20 protein-coding genes are annotated in these 24,325 nt (G+C 61.9%); 3 read left to right on the forward strand and 17 right to left on the reverse strand.

Annotated features, from left to right (window positions below; genetic code table 11):
* The first annotated feature begins 185 nt into the window (after window positions 1-185).
* The gene (locus FHT75_RS16815) at window positions 186-1,058 is read left to right on the forward strand and encodes an ATP-binding protein (protein WP_183845037.1); all 873 of its coding nucleotides are present in this window, start codon (window positions 186-188) and stop codon (window positions 1,056-1,058) included.
* A gap of 91 nt (window positions 1,059-1,149) precedes the next feature.
* On the opposite strand, the gene FHT75_RS16820 is transcribed toward FHT75_RS16815, so the two are convergent.
* The 13 genes from FHT75_RS16820 to FHT75_RS16880 all read right to left on the reverse strand — a co-directional run bounded on the left by FHT75_RS16820 (window position 1,150) and on the right by FHT75_RS16880 (window position 16,693).
* Window positions 1,150-2,754 carry a peptidoglycan DD-metalloendopeptidase family protein gene (locus FHT75_RS16820; protein WP_063475460.1) on the reverse strand — a complete coding sequence of 535 codons (1,605 nt, stop codon included), beginning with the start codon at window positions 2,752-2,754 and terminating at the stop codon, window positions 1,150-1,152.
* A 244-nt stretch (window positions 2,755-2,998) separates the two neighbouring features.
* Window positions 2,999-3,652, reverse strand: coding sequence for a protein-L-isoaspartate(D-aspartate) O-methyltransferase (locus tag FHT75_RS16825; RefSeq protein WP_047614790.1), 654 nt, complete (start codon window positions 3,650-3,652; stop codon window positions 2,999-3,001).
* Window positions 3,649-4,422, reverse strand: coding sequence for a 5'/3'-nucleotidase SurE (surE, locus tag FHT75_RS16830; RefSeq protein ID WP_017964058.1), 774 nt, complete (start codon window positions 4,420-4,422; stop codon window positions 3,649-3,651). The genes FHT75_RS16825 and surE overlap by 4 nt, the downstream gene beginning before the upstream one ends.
* A 4-nt stretch (window positions 4,423-4,426) precedes the next feature.
* A complete protein-coding gene (gene serS, locus FHT75_RS16835; RefSeq protein ID WP_063475459.1) occupies window positions 4,427-5,710 on the reverse strand; it encodes a serine--tRNA ligase in 1,284 nt (427 codons plus the stop codon).
* Window positions 5,711-5,811: 101 nt separating this feature from the next.
* Window positions 5,812-6,639 carry a twin-arginine translocase subunit TatC gene (gene tatC / locus FHT75_RS16840; protein WP_047614785.1) on the reverse strand — a complete coding sequence of 276 codons (828 nt, stop codon included), beginning with the start codon at window positions 6,637-6,639 and terminating at the stop codon, window positions 5,812-5,814.
* Complete coding sequence (tatB, locus tag FHT75_RS16845) at window positions 6,636-7,247, reverse strand: Sec-independent protein translocase protein TatB (protein WP_063475458.1); 612 nt, start codon at window positions 7,245-7,247, stop codon at window positions 6,636-6,638. Before tatB ends, tatC begins: the two co-directional genes overlap by 4 nt.
* A gap of 51 nt (window positions 7,248-7,298) precedes the next feature.
* Entirely contained in the window at window positions 7,299-7,490 is a 192-nt protein-coding gene (locus FHT75_RS16850) for a twin-arginine translocase TatA/TatE family subunit (RefSeq protein WP_003538990.1), read from the reverse strand.
* A 185-nt stretch (window positions 7,491-7,675) separates the two neighbouring features.
* Window positions 7,676-8,392, reverse strand: a complete 717-nt coding sequence (scpB, locus tag FHT75_RS16855) for an SMC-Scp complex subunit ScpB (RefSeq protein ID WP_063475457.1) — start codon at window positions 8,390-8,392, stop codon at window positions 7,676-7,678.
* Window positions 8,389-9,246: a segregation and condensation protein A gene (locus FHT75_RS16860; protein WP_047614779.1), complete on the reverse strand. Its 858-nt coding sequence runs from the start codon at window positions 9,244-9,246 to the stop codon at window positions 8,389-8,391. The genes scpB and FHT75_RS16860 overlap by 4 nt, the downstream gene beginning before the upstream one ends.
* 18 nt (window positions 9,247-9,264) lie before the next feature.
* Window positions 9,265-10,278: a beta-N-acetylhexosaminidase gene (gene nagZ, locus FHT75_RS16865; RefSeq protein ID WP_047615369.1), complete on the reverse strand. Its 1,014-nt coding sequence runs from the start codon at window positions 10,276-10,278 to the stop codon at window positions 9,265-9,267.
* A 112-nt stretch (window positions 10,279-10,390) separates the two neighbouring features.
* Window positions 10,391-13,591, reverse strand: a complete 3,201-nt coding sequence (locus FHT75_RS16870) for an SPOR domain-containing protein (protein ID WP_063475456.1) — start codon at window positions 13,589-13,591, stop codon at window positions 10,391-10,393.
* A 61-nt stretch (window positions 13,592-13,652) separates the two neighbouring features.
* Window positions 13,653-15,410, reverse strand: coding sequence for an arginine--tRNA ligase (gene argS / locus FHT75_RS16875; protein WP_063475455.1), 1,758 nt, complete (start codon window positions 15,408-15,410; stop codon window positions 13,653-13,655).
* Window positions 15,411-15,475: 65 nt separating this feature from the next.
* Entirely contained in the window at window positions 15,476-16,693 is a 1,218-nt protein-coding gene (locus FHT75_RS16880) for a deoxyguanosinetriphosphate triphosphohydrolase (protein ID WP_047614775.1), read from the reverse strand.
* Between the two features lie 222 nt (window positions 16,694-16,915).
* On the opposite strand from FHT75_RS16880, the gene erpA reads away from it, so the two are divergent.
* Together erpA and xth are read left to right on the forward strand one after the other, a co-directional pair.
* Window positions 16,916-17,248 carry an iron-sulfur cluster insertion protein ErpA gene (gene erpA, locus FHT75_RS16885; protein WP_063475454.1) on the forward strand — a complete coding sequence of 111 codons (333 nt, stop codon included), beginning with the start codon at window positions 16,916-16,918 and terminating at the stop codon, window positions 17,246-17,248.
* Between the two features lie 124 nt (window positions 17,249-17,372).
* Window positions 17,373-18,164: an exodeoxyribonuclease III gene (gene xth, locus FHT75_RS16890; protein WP_047614772.1), complete on the forward strand. Its 792-nt coding sequence runs from the start codon at window positions 17,373-17,375 to the stop codon at window positions 18,162-18,164.
* 51 nt (window positions 18,165-18,215) lie between these two features.
* Here xth and exoR read toward each other — a convergent pair whose 3' ends face one another.
* The 4 genes from exoR to FHT75_RS16910 form a co-directional block, all read right to left on the reverse strand.
* On the reverse strand, window positions 18,216-19,019 hold the full coding sequence (gene exoR, locus FHT75_RS16895; RefSeq protein WP_047614771.1) for an exopolysaccharide production regulator ExoR: 804 nt from the start codon (window positions 19,017-19,019) through the stop codon (window positions 18,216-18,218).
* Between the two features lie 19 nt (window positions 19,020-19,038).
* Window positions 19,039-19,509 carry a hypothetical protein gene (locus tag FHT75_RS35660; RefSeq protein WP_245294588.1) on the reverse strand — a complete coding sequence of 157 codons (471 nt, stop codon included), beginning with the start codon at window positions 19,507-19,509 and terminating at the stop codon, window positions 19,039-19,041.
* Between the two features lie 229 nt (window positions 19,510-19,738).
* Window positions 19,739-21,016, reverse strand: a complete 1,278-nt coding sequence (locus FHT75_RS16905) for an OmpP1/FadL family transporter (RefSeq protein ID WP_047614769.1) — start codon at window positions 21,014-21,016, stop codon at window positions 19,739-19,741.
* A gap of 399 nt (window positions 21,017-21,415) precedes the next feature.
* The gene (locus FHT75_RS16910) at window positions 21,416-24,259 is read right to left on the reverse strand and encodes a valine--tRNA ligase (protein ID WP_047614767.1); all 2,844 of its coding nucleotides are present in this window, start codon (window positions 24,257-24,259) and stop codon (window positions 21,416-21,418) included.
* Between the last annotated feature and the right edge of the window lie 66 nt (window positions 24,260-24,325).

The raw sequence follows: 24,325 nt of genomic DNA on the forward strand, positions 1-24,325 counted from the left end.
CGGCGGAACTCCGCCTCTCTTTTCAGGTTGCCGGACTATAGTTACCGCTTCGATGAATGCAACAGAAACAGCCGGAAACAGTACCGATTCCGCTGCCTCATAACCTTTCCGCCGTCAAAACGCCATGGTACCCGGCATCCAAAGATCAAAGCAGATTGCCGCAGTGAGAAATCAGGAGGCCACCGATGACCGAGGAAATCAACACAGCCCTGCTTGCCGAACTGAGACGGCTCGCAGACGCCGTCGAGCGTCTTGCCGGACCGGCGCCTACCCTCAACGACTGGGATGCCGCCGACTGTTTCGTCTGGGCACCATCGCGCCAGCATCTGCAGCCGGTCAAGCGACCGAACCGGGTGGCATTGAAGCTCATCCGCGGCGTCGATCACGTGCGCGACATCCTGCATGAGAATACGGTGCGTTTCGCCGACGGTTATGCCGCCAACAATGTGCTGCTCTGGGGCGCGCGCGGCATGGGCAAATCCTCGCTGGTCAAGGCCGTGCACGAGGATGTCAGGCGCGAAAGCGGCGTCTCGCTGAAGCTGGTCGAAGTCCATCGCGAGGATATCGCCAGCCTTCCCAACCTGCTCGACCTGTTGAAGGACACACCGCACCGCGTGATCGTCTTCTGCGACGATCTCTCTTTCGATCACGACGACACCGCCTACAAGTCGCTGAAGGCAGCGCTCGACGGCGGCGTCGAAGGACGACCGGACAATGTGCTCTTCTACGCCACCTCCAACCGGCGCCATCTTCTGCCGCGGCACATGATGGAAAACGAGCAGTCGACGGCGATCAATCCGTCGGAGGCGGTCGAGGAGAAGGTTTCGCTTTCCGACCGCTTCGGCCTCTGGCTCGGCTTCCATAAATGCACCCAGGAGGATTATCTCGGCATGATCGACGGCTATGCCGATCACTTCAAGCTCGGGCTCGACCGCAGCAAGATGCATGCGGAGGCGCTGGAATGGGCGACGACCCGCGGCGCGCGCTCCGGCCGTGTCGCCTGGCAGTATATCCAGGATCTGGCCGGGCGCATGCGCGTTCACATCGACAGAGCCTAAATCGCCTAGCATCAGGCGCAGTTCGGACGACATGCCAAAAAACAAAAGCCCGGCGGGTGGCCGGGCTTTTGCGCTTCCTGGTACGCTGTACCTATTCCAGGAAAGTCATCGGGTTGACCGGGGACGCGTCCTTGCGCACCTCGAAATGGACCTGCGGCTGCTTGACGTCGCCGCTCATTCCGGAGACCGCGACGGTCTGGCCGCGCTGGATCTTCTGGCCGCGAGTGACGCTCAGCGTATCGGCGTTGCCGTAGACGGTGACGGTGCCGTCGTCGTGACGGACGAGAACCGTGTTGCCGAGTTCCTTCAGGCCGTTGCCGGCATAGATGACGACGCCGTTTTCGGCAGCCTTGATCGGCGTGCCCTGCGGTACCGAAATATCGATGCCGTCATTGCGGTTGCCGTTGACGTTGGCGCCGTATGAAGCAATGACCTGGCCGCGCACCGGCCAGCGATATTTGCCGATGCCGGTCGATTCCGGCGCGTCGGAGCTGACGTCCGACTTCTTCTCGACATCGTCGACGGTCTGGGTGGCAGCCGGCGCCTTGTAGGGCGCGGGCTGAACGGAAGCCGTCTGCTGGGCGGCAGCCGGCTGGGTCGGCTTCGGATCGACCTTCTCGGCCGGGATCGAGGCGGTCTTGATGTTGTCGGCGGTGCCGTTCGGGATCTTCAGGGCTTGACCGACGCGCAGCGAGCTAGCCGAAAGACTATTGGCGACCTTGAGATCGTCGACATTGGTACCGGTCGCCTTGGCGATCTTTGCCAGCGAATCGCCTTGCTTGACGACATAGGTGCCGGCGGGCGCTTTCGGATCCTTGCCGGCGCCGACCGGAAGCTTGCCGGTGACATCGGCGTTCGCCATGGTCTTGTCGCGGGCGGAATTGGCGCCTGGAACGACAGCGACATTCTGCTCCGGCGCCTTGACCGGCTCCGGCAGCTTGCCGGGCTTGGAGAGATCGGCCGTCTGCGATGCCGCCTTGGCGGCATTGCCGCCGTTGAAGGTCGGGATCAGGATCGCCTGGCCGGGTTGGGCGGCAGATGCGGTCTTCAGATTGTTGACGCGAAGGATTTCCTTTTCCGGAACACCGAAGCGCCTGGAGAGCGTGGCAATGTTTTCACCCGGACGCAGCGTCACCGAAGGGGCATTGGTTGCGGACCAGCCGGAAACCCTCGGCGTCGTGCCTGTCGTCAAAGAATCGGGCGTCACCTTGGGTGCCGCCGGCGCCACCAACCGCGGCTTTTCAGCCTGCGGCGTAGCCGGGAAAGGCTGGGCGAGCGCAACTTCCTTTTCCCGCTGGCGGGATGGCGCCACAGCCGACGGTGCGGCAAGTTCTGTCCGCTGTACCGAGACCGGCGCGGAAGCCAGACGCGCGCTCGAGCTCGACGCGCGGATCGGATCGTAACTTGGGCGGGCGGGATAAGGCTGATTCAGCGCGTCATTGCCGCCGCCATAGCCCTGCTGGCTCGCAACGGCCGAACCGCCGAGATCGGCACGCGGCACCGGATCACCCTGAGAACCGTTCATATTCCTGCGCGGAATGGAACTTGTGGTGATCTGATCCTGCCCTGAGGAGGAAAACAAGCCGCCAAACCGTGTCACATCGGAACTGCAGCCCGTTGCGGCACTTGCCAGCAGGCCAACAACCAGAAGATTACCGGCCGACTTCCCGAACTTTGGCGAAAGACTGAAACGCATGACTCGACCCACTGAGAACGCAACCATTTGTGAGTCTATTAAAACGCGTTAGTATTACCACGCGGTTAAGATGCTGGAATCAGTGCGATATTTTTGAGAAGTTGATAACCATAGGCTTAGGGGTAAAAAATCGCAGTGCGCAGAGCATGATGCCCAAAACTTCGAGCGCTTTTCTGATTGTGATGCATATTCAGATTTCAGGCCGATCCGGCCGAAAAACATTTATGCCTGCGGCAGCCAGGCCCTACAGCAGCGAGGCAAGCCGCGGAACGATCGGCAGATAGGGAGCTTCGAACAGTTCCTCGCGTTCGAAACGGCTGCCGGTTTTCGTCAGCCGCACCATGCGGCACTCGTTTTCTGAAATCATCAGTGGCGCGATCATCGAACCGCCGGAAACGAGCTGGTCGGTATAAAAGCGCGGCATGGCATTGAAGGCGGCCGTCACCAGGATGCGGTCGAAAGTTCCCTCTCCCTGCATGCCGGCGCTTCCGTCGGCATGGCGAACGATGACGCTGCGCAGACCAAGCGATTCCATGCGTCGCTGCGCTGCCGTGGTCAGCGTCTTGTAGCGGTCGATGGACAGAACACGCTCGGCCATGCGGCCCATGACGGCGGCGGTAAAGCCGCTGCCGGTGCCGATCTCCAGAACGCGCTGTCCTGGTTTGAGCTTCAGGTGATGCAGGATGCGGACGGCAAAATCGATGCCTTCGAGGAAGGAGCCGCATTCGATCGGTATCGTCCGGCTCGAATAGGCGTCGTCGGCGAATTGCGGCGGCACGAACAGTGACCGCTGCGTCTGCTCGACCGCCGTCAGCAGATCGAGGTCGGAGATGCCTTCGGCACGCAATCTGAGGACGAGCGCCGCAAAGCCCTCCTTCTCCGCCAGTTTAGCCGTCAAACTTGTGCTCCGTATCCCAAGGCCCGCGCCACGCGGTCCGTCACGGAATAATCGGTCAGATCAAGTTTCAAAGGCGTTACCGAGATCTTATTATGCTTCAAGGCGTGAATATCGGTGCCTTCGATGAAGGCGCCGGCGCGTTCGCCGAACTTCAGCCAGTAGTAGGGAAAGCCCCGGCCATCGGAGCGCGCGTCGACCTGCAGGTTGAAGGCGAGCTTGCCCTGCATGGTCACCTCCGCGCCATCGACCTCGTCGGGACGGCAGTTCGGGAAATTGAGATTGAGGAACGTGCCCTCCGGCAGGTCCAGCACCATCAGCTTTTCCAGGAGCGCTGGGGCATGCGTTTCGCAGACCTCCCACGGCACGATGCGCGCGCCGTCCTCATAGAGATAGGCCTGGCTCAGCGCGAAGGAGCGCACGCCCTGCATCGTGCCCTCGATGGCGCCGGCGATCGTGCCGGAATAGGTGACGTCGTCGGCAACGTTCGAACCTGAATTGACGCCTGACAGCACGAGATCCGGCTTGATGTCCATCACCTGCCGGATGCCCATGATGACGCAATCGGTCGGCGTGCCGCGCAGCGCGAAATGCTTGTCGGAAATCTTGCGCAGCCGCAACGGTTCAGACAGGCTCAGCGAATGGGCCAGGCCGCTCTGGTCGGTTTCGGGCGCAACGATCCAGACATCGTCGGACAGCGTGCGCGCGATCCGCTCCAGGGCGGCGAGCCCTTCGGCGTGAATGCCGTCGTCATTCGTAAGCAGGATGCGCATCGCCTCAGGCCGCCCGTTCGATCTTGGTCAATCCGCCCATATAGGGGAGCAAAACGTCCGGAATCGTGACGGAGCCGTCCTCGTTCAGATAATTTTCAAGGACAGCGATCAGGCAGCGACCGACGGCGGTGCCGGAACCGTTCAGCGTGTGGACGAACCTGTTGTTCTTGTCATCCTTGCCGCGGTAGCGCGCATTCATCCGCCGGCCCTGAAAATCACCGCAGACCGAGCAGGAGGAAATTTCGCGGAAGGCATTCTGTCCCGGCAGCCAGACTTCGAGGTCGTAAGTCTTGCGCGAACCGAAGCCCATGTCGCCGGTGCAAAGCGTCATGGTGCGGAAATGCAGGCCGAGGCGTTTCAGCACCTCCTCGGCGCAGGCGGTCATCCGTTCGTGCTCGGCAACGGCGCTCTCGGCGTCGGTGATCGAGACGAGTTCGCATTTCCAGAACTGGTGCTGGCGCAGCATGCCACGCGTATCGCGGCCGGCGGATCCCGCTTCCGAGCGGAAAGACGGCGTCAATGCGGTGAAGCGGAGCGGCAGCTTGTCCTGATCGAGGATTTCTTCGCGCACCAGATTGGTGAGCGTCACTTCGGCCGTCGGGATCAGCCAGCGGCCGTCCGTCGTCCTGAAGAGATCCTCGGCGAATTTCGGCAGTTGGGCAGTGCCATAGACGGCCTCGTCGCGCACCATCAGGGGCGAGCTGACTTCGGTATAGCCGTGCTCGCTGGTGTGGAGATCGATCATGAACTGGCCGAGCGCGCGCTCGAGCTTGGCGAGCGGCCCGGTTAGAACCGTGAAGCGCGAACCGGAGAGCTTGGCGGCGCGCTCGAAATCCATATAGCCGAGCGCCTCGCCGATTTCGAAGTGTTCCTTCGGCGCGTGGTTCCAGCGCGGCTTTTCGCCGACGGTGCGGGTGACGACATTGTCATGCTCGTCCCTGCCGACCGGGACGTCGTCGAAGGGGATGTTCGGGATGCGCGAGAGTGCGTCGTTCAGTTCGGCCGTCAGCTGCCGGTCTTCTTCCTCGACCGCCGGCAGCAGGGTCTTCAATTCTGCGACCTCGGCCTTCAGCTTCTCGGCGAGCTCGCCGTTCTTCTGAGCCATCGCCGCGCCAATCTCCTTGGAGGCGATGTTGCGGCGAGACAGCAAGTCTTGCGCCTTCTGCACGGCGGAGCGGCGCTTTTCATCGAGGGCAACGAGACTTTGGGCCAGAGGCTCCGCCCCGCGCTTGGCAAGGGCGGCATCGAGCGCTTCGGGATTCTCACGGATCCATTTGATATCGAGCATCGTCGTTCCAGGTCGTTGCAACAGAGATGACCCGGCCAAAGCCTGATCGGGCCTCGACCGGATGTTAAGCGGCGCTCACAAAGGGGGATTGGGATCGCCGCTCAGACGCTGTCCGTCTTGGCAACGTCCGCGGATCCGGTGTCCTTTTCGACCGCCTGCCGGGCACGCTGGCGCTCCACGAGTCGCGCCGCATAGATGGAAATCTCGTAGAGAAGGATCGTCGGTATCGCAAGGCCGATCTGAGACATCGGGTCCGGCGGCGTCAGCACGGCGGCAACGACGAAGGCGAGGACGATGGCGAACTTGCGCTTTTCGGCAAGCCATTGCGACGTCAGCAGGCCGACACGGGCAAGCAGCGTGGTGACGACGGGAAGCTGGAAGACAAGGCCGAAGGAGAAGACCAGCGTCATGATGAGGCTCAGATATTCCGAGACCTTCGGCATCAGCGAGATCGCCACCTCGTCATGACCCGGCGCCTGCTGCATCGACAGGAAGAACCACATGACCATCGGCGTGAAGAAGAAATAGACGAGAGCAGCGCCCATCAGGAACAGGACCGGCGAAGCGATCAGGAACGGCAGGAAGGCCTGACGTTCGTTCTTGTAGAGGCCCGGCGCCACGAACTTGTAAACCTGGGCGGCAATGATCGGAAAAGCGACCACCAGGCCGCCGAACATCGCCACCTTGACCTGGGTAAAGAAGAATTCCTGCGGCGCGGTGTAGATGAGCTGCGCCTTCTCGACATCGAGATGCGCCCACACCACGGCCGTCTTGTAGGGAATGACCAGATAATTGAAGAGATGCTTGGCAAAAAAGAAGCATGCGATGAAGGCGACGAAAAACGCGCCGATCGACCAGATCAGCCGCGTGCGCAGCTCCATCAGGTGCTCGATCAGCGGCTGCGGCTTGTCTTCGATATCACCGCTCATGCCTCGTCCTTCTTCGTCTGCGCCGGCTTCTTCGGCGTTGCAGGCTTCCTGGCTGCCGTCGCGCGCTTCGGTTTTTCCACAGGCACGGCAACGGCCGCCGCAGCATCGATTTTGTCGGCAGCCTTGACGCGCGGCTTGCGCACGGGTTTCGGCTTGGCGGCAACCGTATCGGCCTGGACAGCCGCTGCTGCGACGGGTTCAGGCTGCGCAGGCGCGGGTACCAGCGGCGGCGTTTCCGGCAGGCTCATCGACGGCGTCGGGGCAGAGACAACAGCAGCCGGCACCTCGGTCTTGTTTTCCGTGACCACGGTCGACTTCTGCAGGTCGGCCTTGATCTCGTTGCCCATCTGGCGAAGCGGGTTCATCGCCTCGCGCAGGCTGTTGACCGGGTTGAGCTTCTGGGCGTCGCTGATCGTCTGGCGGACATCGTCAAGCTCGGCTTCGCGCAACGCTTCGTCGAACTGCGCACGGAATTCACCCGCCACCTTGCGGGCGCGCTGCGTCATCTTGCCGAAAGCGCGCAGCATCGGCGGCAAATCCTTGGGACCGACCACCACGATCAGTACGACCGCGATGACCAAAAGCTCGGTCCAGCCAATATCGAACATGCAAGGCTCCTGGACGGGAAGCGCGGGGGCTGCGCTTTTTCCCGGACTTGGTTACTTCGTTTCGTCGGCCTTGTGATCGACGGTCTTTGCCGTGTCCGGCGCGTCCTCGTCCGTCATGCCCTTCTTGAAGCTCTTGATGCCCTTGGCAACGTCGCCCATCAGTTCCGGAATCTTGCCGCGACCGAACAACAACAGCACGATGACCAGAACGATCAGCCAGTGCCACATGCTAAAAGAACCCATCATTACGCTTACTCCCTGTTTCTATGTTCCCACGATGTAAGGATTTCCGACACCGTTTCCAACATCAAGCCCTTTGAACTGCGCTTAATGTCACGGTATCGCCCTTTGTGACAAGCCATTGACCCGCCGAAAAGTGCTGGTTCTATTGTTTTCGCCATGCATGGCAAAAGCAAGACGCAAACCCCTCAATCTTCAGAGGTGCCGCGCGGCGCCAACAACCCCAATTCCTCGAGGTCCATCTGGGTGATCGGGTCTTCGTCCTCGGTCAGTTCGTCGTTCATCAACGGCGAGGGAATATTGAAATTCGCCGGAATGCGGCCCGACAGCAAGCCCGCTCCCTTCAACTCTTCGAGACCCGGCAAGTCACGCAGCTCTTCGAGACCGAAATGGTCGAGGAAATCGCGTGTCGTGCCCAATGTCACCGGCCGGCCCGGCGTGCGCCGGCGGCCGCGGAACCGCACCCAGCCGGCCTCCATCAACACGTCGAGCGTGCCGCGCGAGGTCTGGACGCCACGGATATCCTCGATCTCGGCGCGCGTCACCGGCTGGTGATAGGCAATGATCGCCAGCACTTCCAATGCTGCGCGCGAAAGCTTCTTCACCTCATTGTCATCACGGCGGATGATGAATGACAGGTCGGCGGCAGTGCGGAAGGCCCAGGCGCCCTCGACCTGGACCAGATTGACGCCCCGCGGCGCATACTGCTCCTTCAGGCGCAGCATGATGGCGCGCACGTCGGTCTTCTCAGGCAGGCGCTCGGCGAGGAAGCCTTCGGAGACCGGCTGCGACGAGGCGAAGACCAGCGCCTCGGCGATGCGCTCGGCCTCGATCTCGGCCTGCAGTTCGCGGCTCCTGTCGTCGAAATCGCCTTCGAAATCCTCTTCGCTCTTCGGATCGATCAAGCCGGCTGCTCCTGCTCCACCACCTGCAGCGTGGCATGTTTCGGACCGCGGCGCATGTATATCGGCTGAAAGGCGCCATCCTGACGGATTTCGAGCTTGCCCTCACGCACCAGCTCCAGCGAGGCGGCAAAGGCGCTGGCGATTGCCGTGACGCGTTCCTCGGGTGCTGCGAGATAACGCAGCAGGTAATGCTCCATCGCCGTCCAGTCACCGATCTCGCCGATCATCTGGGTCAACAGCTCGCGGGCATCGGTCAGCGACCAGACACTGCGCCGCTCGATCGTCACCTGGGTGACGGCATTGCGCTGCCGCAGCGCCGCATAGGCGGTCAGGAGATCGTAGAGGCTTGCCGCATAAGCGGATTGCTGACGGTCGGGAATATGCTCGGGGGCGCCACGCACGAAGATATCGCGGCCGAGACGGTTGCGATTGACGAGGCCCTCCGCCGCCCGGCGCATGGCTTCCAGGCGTTTCAGGCGGAAGGCGAGCGTTGCCGCCAGTTCCTCGCCCGAAGGACCGTCATCCTTGACCTGCTGGGGAATGAGCAACCGTGACTTGAGATAGGCAAGCCAGGCGGCCATGACGAGATAATCGGCGGCCAGCTCGATGCGGATCCGCCGGGCGCTTTCGATGAAGAGCAGATATTGCTCGGCAAGCGCCAGCACCGAGATGCGCGACAGGTCGACCTTCTGGTTGCGGGCGAGATAGAGCAAGAGGTCGAGCGGGCCTTCGAAGCCGGCGACGTCAATCACCAGCGCTGGCTCGTGGCTGGCGCGCTCGGCACCGTTATCCTGCCACAGCTTGTCCATCGGCGTTGCCGCCTGCGGACGTTCCGTGCCCTTGACCGTGCTCACCTAGCTGCTCCCTTACGATCAGACCGTCGCAAACATCGCCTCGAATTCCACCCTCAATTCCGCTTCGTCGGACCTATCCGGCGCCGCGAAGCCTGCTTCCACCGCTTTTGCGCGGGCAAGCGAGATGCCGGCGAGCGGCGGAACATTTGCCACGACATCCCGCATCTCGTCCATATCGCCATTGCAATGCAGCACGATATCGCATCCGCCTGCAATGATATTCGCCGCACGCTCACCGATCGTACCGGAAAGAGCGTTCATCGAGCTGTCGTCGGAGAGCAGCAGACCGGTAAAGCCGATATGCTGACGGATGATGCCGTCGATCACCTTGCGCGAGGTCGTCGCCGGATTGTCCGGGTCGATGGCAGTGAAGACGAGGTGACAGGTCATCGCCATCAACTCGTCCTTCATCGCGATAAAGGGCGGGAAATCGTGGGTCTCCAGCTCATCACGCGAGACGGTGACGACAGGCAGTTCCAGATGTGAATCCGCGAAACCGCGGCCGTGGCCGGGCATATGCTTCATCACAGGCAACAGGCCGCCGGCCTTCAGGCCTTCGGCAGCCGCCCGGCCCATGGCGATGACGGTGTCGGGATCGCCGCCATAGGCGCGGTCGCCGATGACGTTGCTGCTGCCCTCCACCGGCACGTCGAGCACCGGCAGGCAATCGACATCGATGCCGAGGCTCGAAAGGTCGAAGGCATGCAGCCGCGACATCAGCCATGCGGCCCGCAGGCCAAGCGCCGGGTCGCGGCGATAAAGATCGCCGAGCGCCTGGCCGGAAGGATAACGCGCCAGAATGGGCGGGCGGATGCGCTGGACGCGGCCGCCTTCCTGGTCGATCAGCACCGGCGCATGCCAGCCGACGCTTTCGCGCAGATCGGCGACGAGATCGGTGATCTGCCGGGCTTCGGAGATGTTGCGCCCGAAGAGGATGAAGCCCCAGGGCCGTTCGCCCCGGTAAAAGGCCTTTTCTTCGGATGTGAGGGCAAGGCCGCTGCAGCCAAGGATCATCGCTTTTGATTCGGTCATGTGAGAATCATAGACGGCGCCCGGCCAAATGCGAGCAAGGTCCAGCGCGATGCACAAAAAAGAGCGGCGGACCAATCCGGTCCGCCGCTTCCGATATCAATGAGCCTGATTCTTACTTGGAGATCAGGCAGCTTCCGCCCGCGGCGCGATACTGTTCGCAGAGCGCAGCCGCCTCGTCCTTGGAACCGGCCGGAATGCGAACACGGTAGAACGTGCCCTTGCCGGCGATATCGGCCCTGCGGATCTCATGGCTACGGCCGCCAAGCACACCGGCGAATTTCTTCGACAGGTTGGCATAGGATTTGTTCGCCTCGTCTTCCGACGGCAGCGAGGCGATCTGGATGCCGTAGCCGCCGGCGGACGCAGCCTGCTGCGGCTTTGCGGCAACCGGTGCTGCGGCCGCGACCTCAGCCGTCGTCTGCTGTGCAGGCGGCCGGACATTGCCCTTCTCGGTCACGGTGCCGACGACGTTGACGGGCTGGTCGACCGGACGGGCGGTCGGGATCGGAGCGGTATCGGCAATCGCCGAGGTCTTGACCGGGCGCACCGGCGGCTCGACCGGGGCGGGATTTGCGGCCTGCGCGTCGGCGCTGCCTGCAAGCGGCGGCTCAGCCGGCGCGGTTTCAGCAGGTGCTGCAGAACGAGCATCGGCGGAAGCAACCTCGGCGCTTGCCGGGAAACTTGCGGCCGTTCCGGCGACCGGAGGCGCAGTCGGGGTCGATGGCGTCGTCTGGGCCGTCAACGGCGGCAGAGCCGACTGCGTCGGCTGGGCAGACTGCGCCGCCTGTGTCGGCTGGTCAGCGGGCGCCGGCTCCTCGCGGGCGACCAAGGTGCCGTCAGGCTTGACGATCATCGTGCGGACCTTGCGCGGCGAAACGGACGGCGCCTTGTCGGCATCGGTTGCAGAAGCGTTGTCGGCATTGTCCTGGTTCGGCAGCAGACGCGGATCCTGCGTCTCACCGACCGCGGTCGGCGTGACCTGATCACCGGCATTGGCGTTCTCGTCGTCCTCAGGCAGCGCTTCCGGTGTCAGGGTACGCTGGACGACATCGACGGGCGCCTCGTCGGAAGAAACGAGCGCCTTCTGCTTCGGCTCCTCGGCAGAACCCGCGACGCGGTCGTAGACAGCCTTATCCTGGTTCGGCACGGTCTTGCCGCCCGGATTTTCCGGAACGACCTTGACCGGCTCCTTGTCGGCGGTGATCACGCGCGGCTCGCCGGTTGCAACAATGCCGAGCCCCTCGCCGTTCCAGACGGAGGAATAGACGCCATAACCAACGCCGGCAAAAACGACGAGCACAACAGCCCCGGCCAGCAGCCGGCGCATCGACCGGGCGCGGCTGAAATCAGCGGCCTGGCTTGCCGATTCGATACGGACTTCGGAGGTTTCACGGCGCTCGACCGGTTCGCGCACGCTGCGGCGGAAATCCTCCTCCAGCGCCCGTTCGAAATCATCGAGGCCATCGGCGATGGTGGGCTTGACCGGCTTTGCCGCGGCAGCAGCCGTATCCCGGACCGGCGCCGGGGTTTCCCGCGGCTTGGCCGGCTCAAAGAAGCTGGCGATCTCTGCGTCGAGATCGAAATCGAAATCCGCAGTTTTTGCGACCGGCGCAGGCTGCTCCACCGGCGGCAGCGCCGGCACATGCATATCGTCGACGGTCTCGGGACGATCCTCCGGATCGGAGATCATCGCCGGATCGAAAGGCAAGTCTTCGGTGGATTCGGCGACAGGCGCCGCCCAGTTGAAAGCCGGCGCCGGAGCTGGCGCCTGCGGCTCAGAAACGGCGGCCGGAGCGGGCCGCACCGAGGCGGCGGCATCCTGCTGGGGAGCAGGAGCTGGCGGCTCAGGCGCAAAAACGGGAGCCGGCCGAGGAGCGACGGCGGCGACCTGCTGCGGCGCAGGGGTTATCGGCTGCGGCGCAGGCTCGATCTGCTCGGAGAAATCGAGATCGGCGAGTTCCAGTTCGATGCCGGCAAGATCCAGTTCGAAATCATGGCCGGCGAAGGGATCGTCGGCTTCCGGTACGGGCTGCGGCGCCTGCGAATATGCCGTTACAGCAGGCTGCGGCGCAACAACTTCGGCAAGTTGCGGCGCGACAGGCCGTGCGGCTTCGGCAGCATAGACCGGAGCAGGCTCGATCGGAGCAGGTCGGACGAATGCTGCGGCGACCGGTGCGGGCGCGATCACCTCGGGCTGAACAGGTGCTGCGGCCACCGGGACGGCAGGAACGGGTGCCGCCTCGATCGATGCGGGCTGCGGCGAAACGGGCGCCGGATTGGCGCGTTGCGGCACCGGATAACGCGAGACGTCGGCCAGCAGATCGTCGAGATCGAACGTGCCGGCAGTGTGTGGAACTTCCGGCACGACCTCGGTCAGCGCCGCATCGGCCTGGACCTCGCCTTCGACAGCCGCGGCAATGAGATCGAAACCAGCGTCGGAGCCGAAATCCTCCAGCTCGTCTTCGATTTCGACGAATTCCTCGGCCTCGGCAGCCTCTTCCGACGCGACGACCTCATCATGGCGATCGAGTTCGGCGGGGAAGCCAAGCGACGGCGAAGCGGATTCGAATTCCTCGGAGGGCTCGACAGCGGCGACAGGCGCCGGCGGTTCGATTACAGATTGCGGCTCGACCACAGGAAGATCGACGGACGGCGCTTCAGCGACCGGTGCTGCGACCGTTTCGGCCACAGGCGCCGGCGCAACAACCGGCTCCTCGCGCTTCGCGGCATGGAAATTGGCGAGCGGCAGCCTGATGCTGGCAGCCGACCATTGCGGCGCCTTGGCGGGTTGCGGCAGCGAAGAGACCGGTGCTGCACCGATCGACAGCTCAAGCTCCTCGATGAGGTCGCGCGCACCGCCGAAGACCGACTGCACCGACGCTTCGGGAGCGGGCTCGGGGGAAAGCTGCTCCGCCCAGTCGGCGGCGGGCGTGTCCTGATTCTCCACGGCCAAAGTCACGTCTTCGTCAGCGTCATCGGGAGCGACGGACACCGGCTCAGCAGCCTCCGCACGTTCGTCAGCGGGAGAAACATCGAGAACGGGCTCGACGTAATCTTCAGGCAGGTCGTCAGAGATCGGCTCGGCGGGCCGGTCGAGCTCTGCGAGCGGACGTGGCGAATCGTAACGGTCGAACTCGCGCCCAAGCTCTTCCTCGAGATCGAGGGCCGGCTCGCGCCGAGCCGCCTCGGTCATCGTATTCGCTGCAACACGCGGCTCGAAGCCGACGATACGGGCAAGTTCGGCCAACGGATCGTCGTCGGCAAACAGATCGTCTTTTCCGCGCGTATCATACGCAAGTTGTTTATCAGCCATGCCTATCCCACTCGCAAACGCCAACGCTCAAATGCCAGCGCATTGTGGGGAAATGGTGACGTTATCGCATTTCGTCCGGTGCGGCAGTGCCTGTAATGGCAAGTCCCGACTTCAAAACCGACGCGACGGCGTACACCAGCCCAAGTCTGGCAATACTTGATTCTCGGTTTTTATCATTAACAAATCGTAATTCCGGCTGATCTTTACCTTTGTTCCAGTGCGCGTGGAACGAACTTGCGACGTCGTAGAGGTAAAAAGCGATGCGATGCGGCTCCTGCGACTGGGCGGCCGCCTCGACGATCCGCGGGAATTCGGCGAGCTTGGCGACAAGCTGCAATTCGGCCGGATCACCAATGCCAGCAACGGTTTTCGCGAGATCCTCGGGCGAAACTTCGAGGTCGGGAAAAGCCTCCCTCGCCTGCCGGAAGACCGACATGCAGCGGGCATGCGCATACTGCACGTAAAAAACAGGATTATCTTTCGATTGTTCGGTCACTTTGGCGAAATCGAAGTCGAGCGGCTCGGAATTCTTGCGGTAGAGCATCATGAAACGGACCGAATCACGACCGACTTCCTCGACGACGTCCCGAAGCGTGACGAAATCGCCGGAGCGTTTCGACATCTTCACCGGCTCGCCGTTTCGATAGAGCTTGACGAGCTGGCAAAGCAGCACCGTCAGCTTCGCCTTACCATCCGAAACGCCGCGTGCAACCGCTTCCAGGCGCTTGACGTAGCCGCCATGATCGGCGCCGAGCACATAGATCATCTCGTCGAAACCACGGTCGAACTTGTTCTTGAAGTAGGCGACGTCGGCGGCGAAATAGGTGTAGGCGCCGTCCGACTTGATCAGCGGCCGGTCGATATCGTCACCCACTTCGGTCGAGCGGAACAATGTTTGCTCGCGATCCTCCCAATCCTCGGGAAGCTGGCCCTTCGGCGGCGGCAGCGTGCCCTTGTAGACATAACCCTTGAAGGTCAGGTCGTTGATCGCCGTGCGGATCGCCGCGGCCCCATTGGCATGCAGGGTGCGCTCGGAGAAGAAGACGTCGTGATGGACGTTCAGCGCCGCGAGATCGGCGCGGATCATCACCATCATCGCATCGATGGTGCGGTCCTTGACGATCGGCATCCATTGCTCTTCCGGCATGTTGTGCAGCCGCACGCCGTAATCGGCGGCAAGCGACTGGCCAACGGGCACGAGATAGTCGCCGGGATAGAGACCCGAAGGGATTTCGCCGATTTTTTCGCCGAGCGCTTCGCGATAACGCAGGAAAACGGAGCGGGCGAGCACATCGATCTGCGAGCCGGCATCGTTGATGTAGTATTCCTTCTCGACGCCGTAACCGGCAAAAGCCAGCAGGTTGGCAAGCGCGTCGCCGACGACGGCGCCACGGCAATGGCCGACATGCATCGGGCCGGTCGGATTGGCCGAGACATATTCGACGTTGACCTTCCTGCCCTCACCCAGCGTCGAGCGGCCGTAATCGGTGCCGGCGCCGATCATCGAGGCGAGCAGCCGCTGCCAGTAGCCGACGGCGAGACGGATGTTGATGAAACCGGGGCCGGCAACCGAGACATCGGCGACGTCGGCATCCTCTTTCAGCTTGGCGATGATGACATCGGCCAGCGCGCGCGGATTGGTTCCGAGCGGTTTTGCCAGCACCATCGCGGCATTGGTCGCGACATCGCCATGGCTCGCGTCACGCGGCGGCTCGACGGTGATGCGGCCGAAATCGAGCTCAGATCGCTTTTCCCTGACCAGATCGATCTGTTCAAGGGCGGTTTTGATCCTGGCTTCGAAGTCGGTAAAAAGGTTCATCGCACTCTTCCATGCATAGGCTGTGCCAAAGGCTCAAATCGACCCTCGGCGTGGGCGACCGCTGCCTATCGCAAATCCGGAGTGTGGTCAAACAACCGCCTGTGGGCGCTGATCGCATAGGTGTCGGTCATGCCGGCCAGATAATCGCCGACATGGCGGGCCTTCGGCGCATCGGACAGGCCGGCGATATGATCGACCCAGTAATGGCTCTGCATCTCCTTGGGATTGGCCATGTAGGCGCCAAACAGATCGGTAACGATCTTTGCCGCGCCGGCGCGGATGCGCATGATATCGGCATTGCGGTAGATGCGCTTGAAAAGCATCGCCTTGATCTGCCGGTCGGTCTCGGCCATCGCCTCGGAAAAGGTGGCGATCACCTGGCCGGCGCCGCGGATGTCGCCGGCGCTCTCGGGGCGAAGGAGGGAAAGGCGCGCCTGCGCGACACCGATCACGTCTTCGACCATGCGGGTGATCTGGCGGCGCATAATCTCATGGGTGAAGCGGCTCGGCTCCAGATGCGGATATCGCTCCCTCACCTCGGCCATCAGCCCGGCGAGAAACGGGATTTCCTCTAACATCTCGAACGTCAGGTAACCGGAACGCAGGCCGTCATCGATATCGTGGGTATTATAGGCGATGTCGTCGGCGATCGCCGCGACCTGGGCCTCGAGGCTGGCATAGCTTGCAAGCTCGAGATCGTGCAGCTCGCAATAATCGAGGATCGGCTGGGGAACGGGGCCGCGCGTGCCGACGCCATCCGGCGTCAGAAGCGGACCATTGTGCTTGACGAGACCTTCGAGGCTTTCCCATGTCAGGTTGATGCCGTCAAATTCGGCATAACGCCTCTCCAGCTTGGTCACGATGCGCAGCGATTGTGCATTGTGGTCGAAGCCGCCATAGGGTAGCAGCACCTCGTGCAGCGCGTCCTCGCCGGTGTGACCGAAGGGCGTGTGACCGAAATCGTGGACGAGAGCCACGCCTTCGGCCAGATCCTCGTCGAGCTTCAGGGCGCGGGCGAGCGCGCGGGCGATCTGCGCCACCTCGATCGTATGGGTCAGCCGGGTGCGGTAATGATCGCCATCCTGGGCGATGAAGACCTGCGTCTTGTGCTTCAGCCGGCGAAAGGCGGTGGTGTGGACGATGCGGTCGCGGTCGCGCTGGAAATCGGAGCGCGTCGGGCTTCCGTCTTCCTGATAGAGTCGTCCGCGGCTCGTCCAGGGGTCGGCCGCATAGACCGCCCTCTCACTGCTGCCGAAACCCAAAGCACGCGTATCGATCGTCATTCTTCACCGTCATCCTGCATGTTGCCGCATCTGCCCATTGACGCCGCTCTTCGCCCTTCATACCTATAGCCCGATAAAACGGCAAAGAGGCGCTTTCTCAACCGCATCGGCGTATCATCGCCTTTTCGCTAGGATTATGGTAAGTTTCTTTGATATCAGGCATTTGAACATTTCAGTGCCAAAACCCATTCTCTCCGGATCTTGACCCCGGCAGGAGGAAACATGACGGATACGAGTGTAACCCTTTCAGATGCCGCGGCAAAGCGTATCGCTGCGATCGTCGGCGCCGAAGCCGGCAAGAGCGCGTTGCGCGTTTCCGTCGAAGGCGGCGGCTGTTCGGGCTTTTCCTACAAGTTCGATCTTGCCGATAACGCCGGCGACGACGACATCGTCGTCGAAAAGAACGACGCCAAGGTGCTGATCGACAGCCTGTCGCTCGTCTATATGGCAGGCTCGGAGATCGACTTCGTCGACAATCTGCTTGGCCAATCCTTCCAGATCAAGAACCCGAACGCGGTGGCAAGCTGCGGCTGTGGCACCAGCTTCTCGATCTGACTTCTGAACGCACGGCCTTCTCCCCAACGAACCGGCCGAAGAACTATTTCCGGCCGGTTTATCGTCTTGTCCCCTGGTGAAATACCGCGATAAAAGAAGCGCACGAAGCTAACGGGACAGAGCCATGAAGATCGCGACCTGGAACATCAACGGCGTTAAGGCGCGCATCGACAATCTCACGCAATGGCTCAAGGATTCCGATCCCGATATCGTCTGCCTGCAGGAAATCAAAACCGTCGACGAAGGGTTTCCGCGGCTGGAGATCGAGGCGCTCGGCTATCACGTCGAGACGCACGGCCAGAAGGGCTTCAACGGCGTGGCGATCCTCTCCAAGAGTTCCCCTTTCGAAGTGAACCGCGGCCTACCCGGCGACCCGCTGGACGAACAGGCGCGTTTCCTCGAAGCCGTGTTCACGCTCCCCGACACGCGCATCCTGCGTGTCTGCTGCCTCTACCTGCCGAACGGCAATCCCGTCGACACGGAGAAATATCCCTACAAGCTCGCCTGGATGGAGCGCCTGCGGGCGTTCGCCGCCGAACGGCTGGCCTATGAGGAGATGCTGGTCCTTGCCGGCGATTACAATGTCATCCCGGAACCGCACGACTGCTTCGATCCCAAGGTCTGGGAAAACGATGCGCTGTTTCTGCCGCAGACGCGGGCGGCGTTCCGCCGGCTCGAAAATCTCGGGCTGACGGATGCGGTGCGCGCGACGACGGATGCGACGCAGTTCTATTCCTTCTGGGATTATCAGGCCGGCGCCTGGCCGAAGAACAACGGCATCCGCATCGACCATCTGATGCTGTCGCCGGAAGCCGCCGACCGGATGACGTCGGCCGCGATCGAGAAACATGTGCGGGCTTGGGAAAAGCCGTCCGACCACGTGCCTGTTATCGCCTATTTCGATTTTGCAGGCTGAGGCTTTTCCGCCTTACCGTGCCGTGGGTCCGAAAGGATGCACGGCACTCCTCTAGTCGTCGGAACCGGTCGCGATGCTGTGCGAGAGGGATACCGCCGTGCGGCGGTCGGCCTCGTTCGCAACAGAGAAGGCCTGCTCCTGCAACGCTTCCATCCAGCCACAGTCCTTGGGCTTGCAGCGGTCGAGTGCCGCCGTCATCAGCGCCAGACCACGGGCCGTCTGGCCTTCGTCGAACAGGATATTGCCGAAGACCGCCATGGCGCCGGGATGGCCGCTCTTGCGGGCCTGGTTCAACCATTTCTTCGCCTGCTGCGGGCTGGCATTGCCGCCCTCGCCGGCGAGCATCATCTGCGCCAGCTGGAACTGCGCTTCGGGGACGCCAAAGGTGGAGGCCACCTGGAAATAAAGTTGGCGTGCCTGGCTGAGGTCGATCCTGACCGGGCTGCCGGCAATGCCGTGCTTGTAATAGTTGGCGAGCGAGAGCAGCGCGTTGACGAAGAAGCCGGTATCTTCCGAACCGGGCTCGACGCCCTGCTGGGCGATCTCGCTATAGATCTTGAAGGCTTCGAAATCATCCTGGGTGACGCCGTCGCCATCGGCATACATGTTGGCAAGCGCCCAGCGCGAGCCGGTGTGCCCCTTTTCGGCGGCGTATCTATAGGCTTCCACCGCCTCTTCCTTCTGGCCGTTCTTGTAGGCCTTGAAGCCGAACTTGAAGAGGTCGAAGGGTCCGGATTCCTTGCTGACGCCGCCTTTGATATCGAATGCGCGGCACGGACCGGACAGCGCCAGCGCGACGGCTATCGACATGCCCATCAGCATGAATTTGAACAGTTTGAACTCGGACGTCACCATTTCAACCGATTTCTTTCGTTCATCTCAGGCAGGCGGCAACGGCGCTCGCGCCCTGCATCCCGCGGATGTATTCCTTCGAGGCGAGCGATCCCGCGGCGAGCTCAATGGCTCCCTTACCCGCGTCGCATCCAGCCCAATGGCCTTTTCTCAAAGGCGCTATTCTCAGCCCATCATTCAGAACCACCCGGCTCCCGGCATGGCCCCGACTGCAATCTCCGTGGCATTCTTTCGGCAGGTGCGGCATCCGCCTTCCCGCCTCATCGCATTCGTAAACAGCAAATGTGACGAAAGCGGTATCGACGTCTCCGGCAAAGCTAGGCTGCTCATCCGAACGGGTCGAAAACGACGACAATGGATGGATCGGCGACGTCATCGCAAGGCTGGATTGGCGGCCGGAACAGCCTTGTTCGGAAAGCGAAACGACTGCAATCAAACGACTGTCGCCAATCGCGCCGTACGATCTGGTGTTACCGGAAAAAAATCCACCCATGCTACTATTTACACGCACCGTAAGCCTGCCATCTCCTCGCCTGCAAATAGCGCTGCGCCCTCTTTGTGGCGGGAAATGGACAAATTCGCCCCGCCGCCACCTTACGCCAATCGTCGTAAAAAAGTGTTGCTGAATCGTCACAAATTGGAACGTCGATTTGTCTTGCCGACCGCCCAAAGAAAAGCCCGGCAAACTGCCGGGCTTTAACACTTTTACTTGGATCGCAGGATCAGAACTTGACCTTTACGCTGGTGGAAAGAGCCGCGACCAGATCGTCGCCGAAGGAATAGGAGACGTCGTTGCCATAGGTCCGGCCATTATAGACGTAGGTACCGGAATCCCCGCCCGTCATGATGCCGAGCGCGCCGGCTAGACGCCACTCGACATTCTCGACCGGCGTATAGGCGACACCTGCGCCGAGCGTCCATGTGTCGGTCTGGGCGCCGTAGCCCTGGCTCGTGCCGCGATCCCAGGTCAGGCTGAGGGCGCCGGACCATTGGTCGTTGAACTTGTGGCCGACGCCGCCGCTGACCGTCCAGCCGTCGCGGTAGAAGAGATCGAGCGAGGTGAGCTGGCTGCTGGCGGAGCAGGCGACGACGCCCTTGGTGGCCTTCGGGCAGAAGGCGATCGACTGCAGCACGCTCCAGTTCGTCCACTTGACCGACCCGAAGGCGAGCCAGTCGGGCGCAATGCCGCTCTGAAGCTTGAGCTCAACGGAATCCGGCGCCTCGGCCTCCCCATAGACCGGCGTCACGACACCGAGGTAGGGATTTTTGGGATTGGCGGCCTTCGGCACCTCGGTCAGGTCGACCGTGCCGGTGAGATCGTCATACTTGACCTTGCTGTTGTAGACCAGGCTGGCGCGGAAGGCATATTCCTCGATTTCGTAGGCGATGCCCGCCCGCCATCCCATAGCCTGGTCGGCAAGATCCAGACGACCGGTGCCGTCATAGATCAGCGCGGCCGGCATTGTGGTGATCGGCGCCACGAGGCGCGTCTTGAAACCTTCGACCGTCTGATAGAATCCCCCGCCGATCAGGCGAAGCTGGCCGGGACCCATATCGAAACGATAGGAGCAGGTGGCGCCGTAATTGCGGGTGCTGATCTTGGTTTCGATATTGTCGTTGACGCCAAGCCAGTCAGCGCCGGGATTGGTGTGTGCGCCGAAGGGTGTCGAAAAATCGCCCATGCAGTCGATCGAGTCGCCGAGACCAACCTTCACGCCGAGATAGGGGACCCAGTAATCCTCGGTATCATCCGCCGTGGTCGAACCGCCGCCGATGCCGTTGGTGCCGAGGCCATCGGTGGGATCGGTGTCCTTGACGTTCTTCAGCTTACGCTGCGGCATGACATAGGTCGCACCGGACTGCACGGCAAACCGCGAATTGTCGAAGAGAAGGTCGATATTGTATCCGCCGCGCTCCAGACCGCCGGCAAAGGATGGCGATGCAAGCGACGAAAAAAGAACGAGCGATGTTATGCCCTTGGAAAACCTACGAGATGCCATTGTGTCTCCCCCACTCCAGCAATTGATGTGACCCCACTCTAGTAAGTGTTCGCGTGATATGGCAACGCGCCCCTCAGCGGCGCTCCCGGCCATTGCAGTGGCTAATTTACGTAAAGAAATTGACGGACACGTCAAAAAATCTGGTTAATAAAATTTTTTTCGAACTTGGCGGCATTTCAGCGGTACTTTTGGGTTTTCATTCCAAACATTGCAGAAGCTGTATCAATCCGACAACAGTGGCACTTTTCGCCGGTAGGCCCCTTGTACGACAACAATCCACAGGCTGAGACGCCTAAAATCTGCTGGTTCGGGACCGAATCGCATGAGGCAGCAGTAAAAAAGACGCACCCCGCAGAGGGCGCGTCTTTGAAATAACTTACCAAAATGGGTCGGGGAAATTTACCCGGCTTCGCTCACCCTGGAAAGAGCGGTCGTCAGGCTGCCGATCTGACCCTTCAGTTCCTCAAGGCGCTCGCGTTCGGCCTCGACCACTTCGGGATTGGCATTGGCGACGAACTTCTCGTTGGAGAGCTTGCCGTCGATCCGGGAGATCTCGCCTTCCATCTTGGCAATCGCCTTTTCGAGCCGAGCCTTTTCGGCGGAAAGGTCGATCAGCTTGCCGAGCGGCAGGCAGATGGTGGCCTCGGCGACAACGATCTGTGCGGCACCCTTCGGCGCGTCCTCCGCCAGCGATATCGCCTCGACGCGCGCAAGCCGCTTGATGGCCGCGTCGTGGCGGAACAGCCTTTCACGCGTCAGGCTGTTGGCCTTGACGACGACGAGCGGGGCTGTCGCCGACGGCGGCACGTTCATTTCAGCGCGCACCGAGCGGATGCCGGAGACGAGGTCGATCAGCCAGTTGATCTCGTCGGCGGCGCCGTCGTCGGCATAGGAGGGCGCAGGCCATTCGGCGTGGCAGACCAGTGTGTCGCGCTCTTTGCCATCGCCTGCGGTATGGGCCCAAAGCTCTTCGGTCATGAAGGGCATGAAGGGATGCAGCAGCTTGTAGATCTCTTCGAGAATATAGGCGCTGCAGGCCTGGGCTTCAGCCTTGGCGCCCTCGTCCTCGCCGTTGAAGACCGGCTTCAAGAGTTCGAGATACCAGTCGCAGACCTCGTTCCAGACGAAGCGATAGAGCGCACCGGCGGCATCGTTGAAGCGGAAGGCTTCGAGTGCTTCCGTAACGTCACGTTCCGTACGGGCAAGTTCCGTCAGGATCCAGCGGTTGATGGTGAGCTCGGCCGCCTCCGGCACGAAATGCGGATCGCTCTTCGCCCCGTTCATCTCGGCAAAACGCGTGGCGTTCCAGAGCTTGGTGCCGAAATTACGGTAGCCGGCGATGCGGGCCGGATCGAGTTTCACGTCGCGGCCCTGCGCGGCCATGATCGCCAAGGTGAAGCGCAGCGCGTCGGCGCCGTATTCGTCGATCAGTTCCAGGGGATCGATGACGTTGCCCTTCGACTTCGACATCTTCTGCCCGTTCTTGTCGCGCACCAGCGCGTGGACATAGACGGTCTGGAAGGGCTCGACGGGCTGCCCGTCCTCGTCCTTCATGAAGTGCAGGCCCATCATCATCATGCGGGCGACCCAGAAGAAGATGATGTCGAAACCGGTGACGAGAACGTTGGTCGGGTAATAACGTGCCAGCTCCGGCGTCTCGTCCGGCCAGCCGAGCGTCGAGAAGGGCCAGAGCGCGGAGGAGAACCATGTGTCGAGCACGTCCTCGTCCCGCGTCAGGATCTCGCCCGGCTTGAAGTTTTCGAGCAGGTCCTCGACATAGGCCTTCATCGGCCCCTCATGCGAGAGGTAATGCTGGATCGCCGCCTGCAGCGCCTCTTCCTCGGTCTTTTCGACGAAGACCTGGCCGTCCGGGCCATACCAAGCGGGAATCTGGTGACCCCACCAGAGCTGACGGGAGACGCACCAGGGCTGGATGTTTTCCATCCATTCGTAATAGGTCTTGTCCCAGCTCTTCGGCACCATCCTGGTGCGGCCTTCGCGGACCGAGGCGATCGCCGGCTCGGCGAGCGTCTTGGCATCGACATACCATTGTTCGGTCAGCCGCGGCTCGATCGGCACGCCGCCGCGGTCGCCATGCGGGACCATGTGCTTGTGCGGCTCGATCTTGTCGAGAAGGCCGGCCTCTTCGAAAATCTCGACGATGACCTTGCGCGCATAGAAACGGTCCTGCCCTTCCAGGCGATCCCAGGCGCCATGCAGCGCCGCCGGATTGTCGAGGCCTTCGAGAAAATCCTCATTGTCCTTGATGGTGATCGTGCCGTCGATATTCAGGATGTTGATCGCGCGCAGGCCAGCCCGTTTGCCGACGTCGAAGTCGTTGAAGTCATGCGCAGGCGTGATCTTGACGGCACCGGTACCGGCGGTCGGATCGGCGTAGCCGTCAGCAACGACCGGAATGCGGCGGCCGACGATCGGCAAGATGACGTGCTTGCCGATGATCGACTTGTAACGCTCGTCCTCCGGATTGACGGCAACACCGGTATCACCCAGCATCGTCTCCGGTCGCGTGGTCGCAACGACCATATAGTCGCGCGTTTCCCATTCGGTCGGCTTGCCTTCCTCGTCGAAAGCGATCGGGTACTGGTAGGTAACGCCCGGCTCCAGCGGATAACGAAGATGCCAGAGATTGCCCTTGATCTCGTGCTGTTCGACTTCAAGGTCGGAGATCGCCGTCAGGAGCTTCGGATCCCAGTTGACCAGACGCTTGTCCTTGTAGATCAGCCCTTCCTTGTAGAGCGTGACGAAAACCTCGAGAACGGCCTTCGACAGGCCCTCGTCCATGGTGAAACGTTCGCGCGACCAGTCGCAGGATGCACCCAGACGTTTCAGCTGGTTGAAGATCAGTCCGCCCGATTCGGCCTTCCATTCCCAGACCTTGTCGATGAAGGCGTCGCGGCCCATGTCGCGGCGGCCCGGCAGCTGCTGTTCCATCAGCTTGCGCTCGACGACCATCTGCGTGGCGATGCCGGCATGGTCCATGCCCGGCTGCCAGAGCACGTCCTTGCCGCGCATGCGCTCGAAACGGACCAGGATATCCTGCAGCGTATTGTTCAGCGCATGGCCCATATGCAGCGAACCGGTGACATTCGGCGGCGGGATCACGATGGTGAAGGTCTCGGCCCCGGGCTTGGCGTTCGCGCCGGCGCGGAAAGCGTCCGCCTCATCCCATTTCGCGGCGATTTTTGGTTCGACGGCAGCGGAATCATAGGTCTTGTCGAGCATTTTCTGACCAATTTCGAGGTTCGAGGATGGAGGTTGTAAATAGGATGGCCACGGGCAAGTCAATAA

Source organism: Rhizobium sp. BK112, from assembly GCF_014193215.1.
Classification (GTDB): Bacteria; Pseudomonadota; Alphaproteobacteria; order Rhizobiales; family Rhizobiaceae; genus Rhizobium; species Rhizobium anhuiense.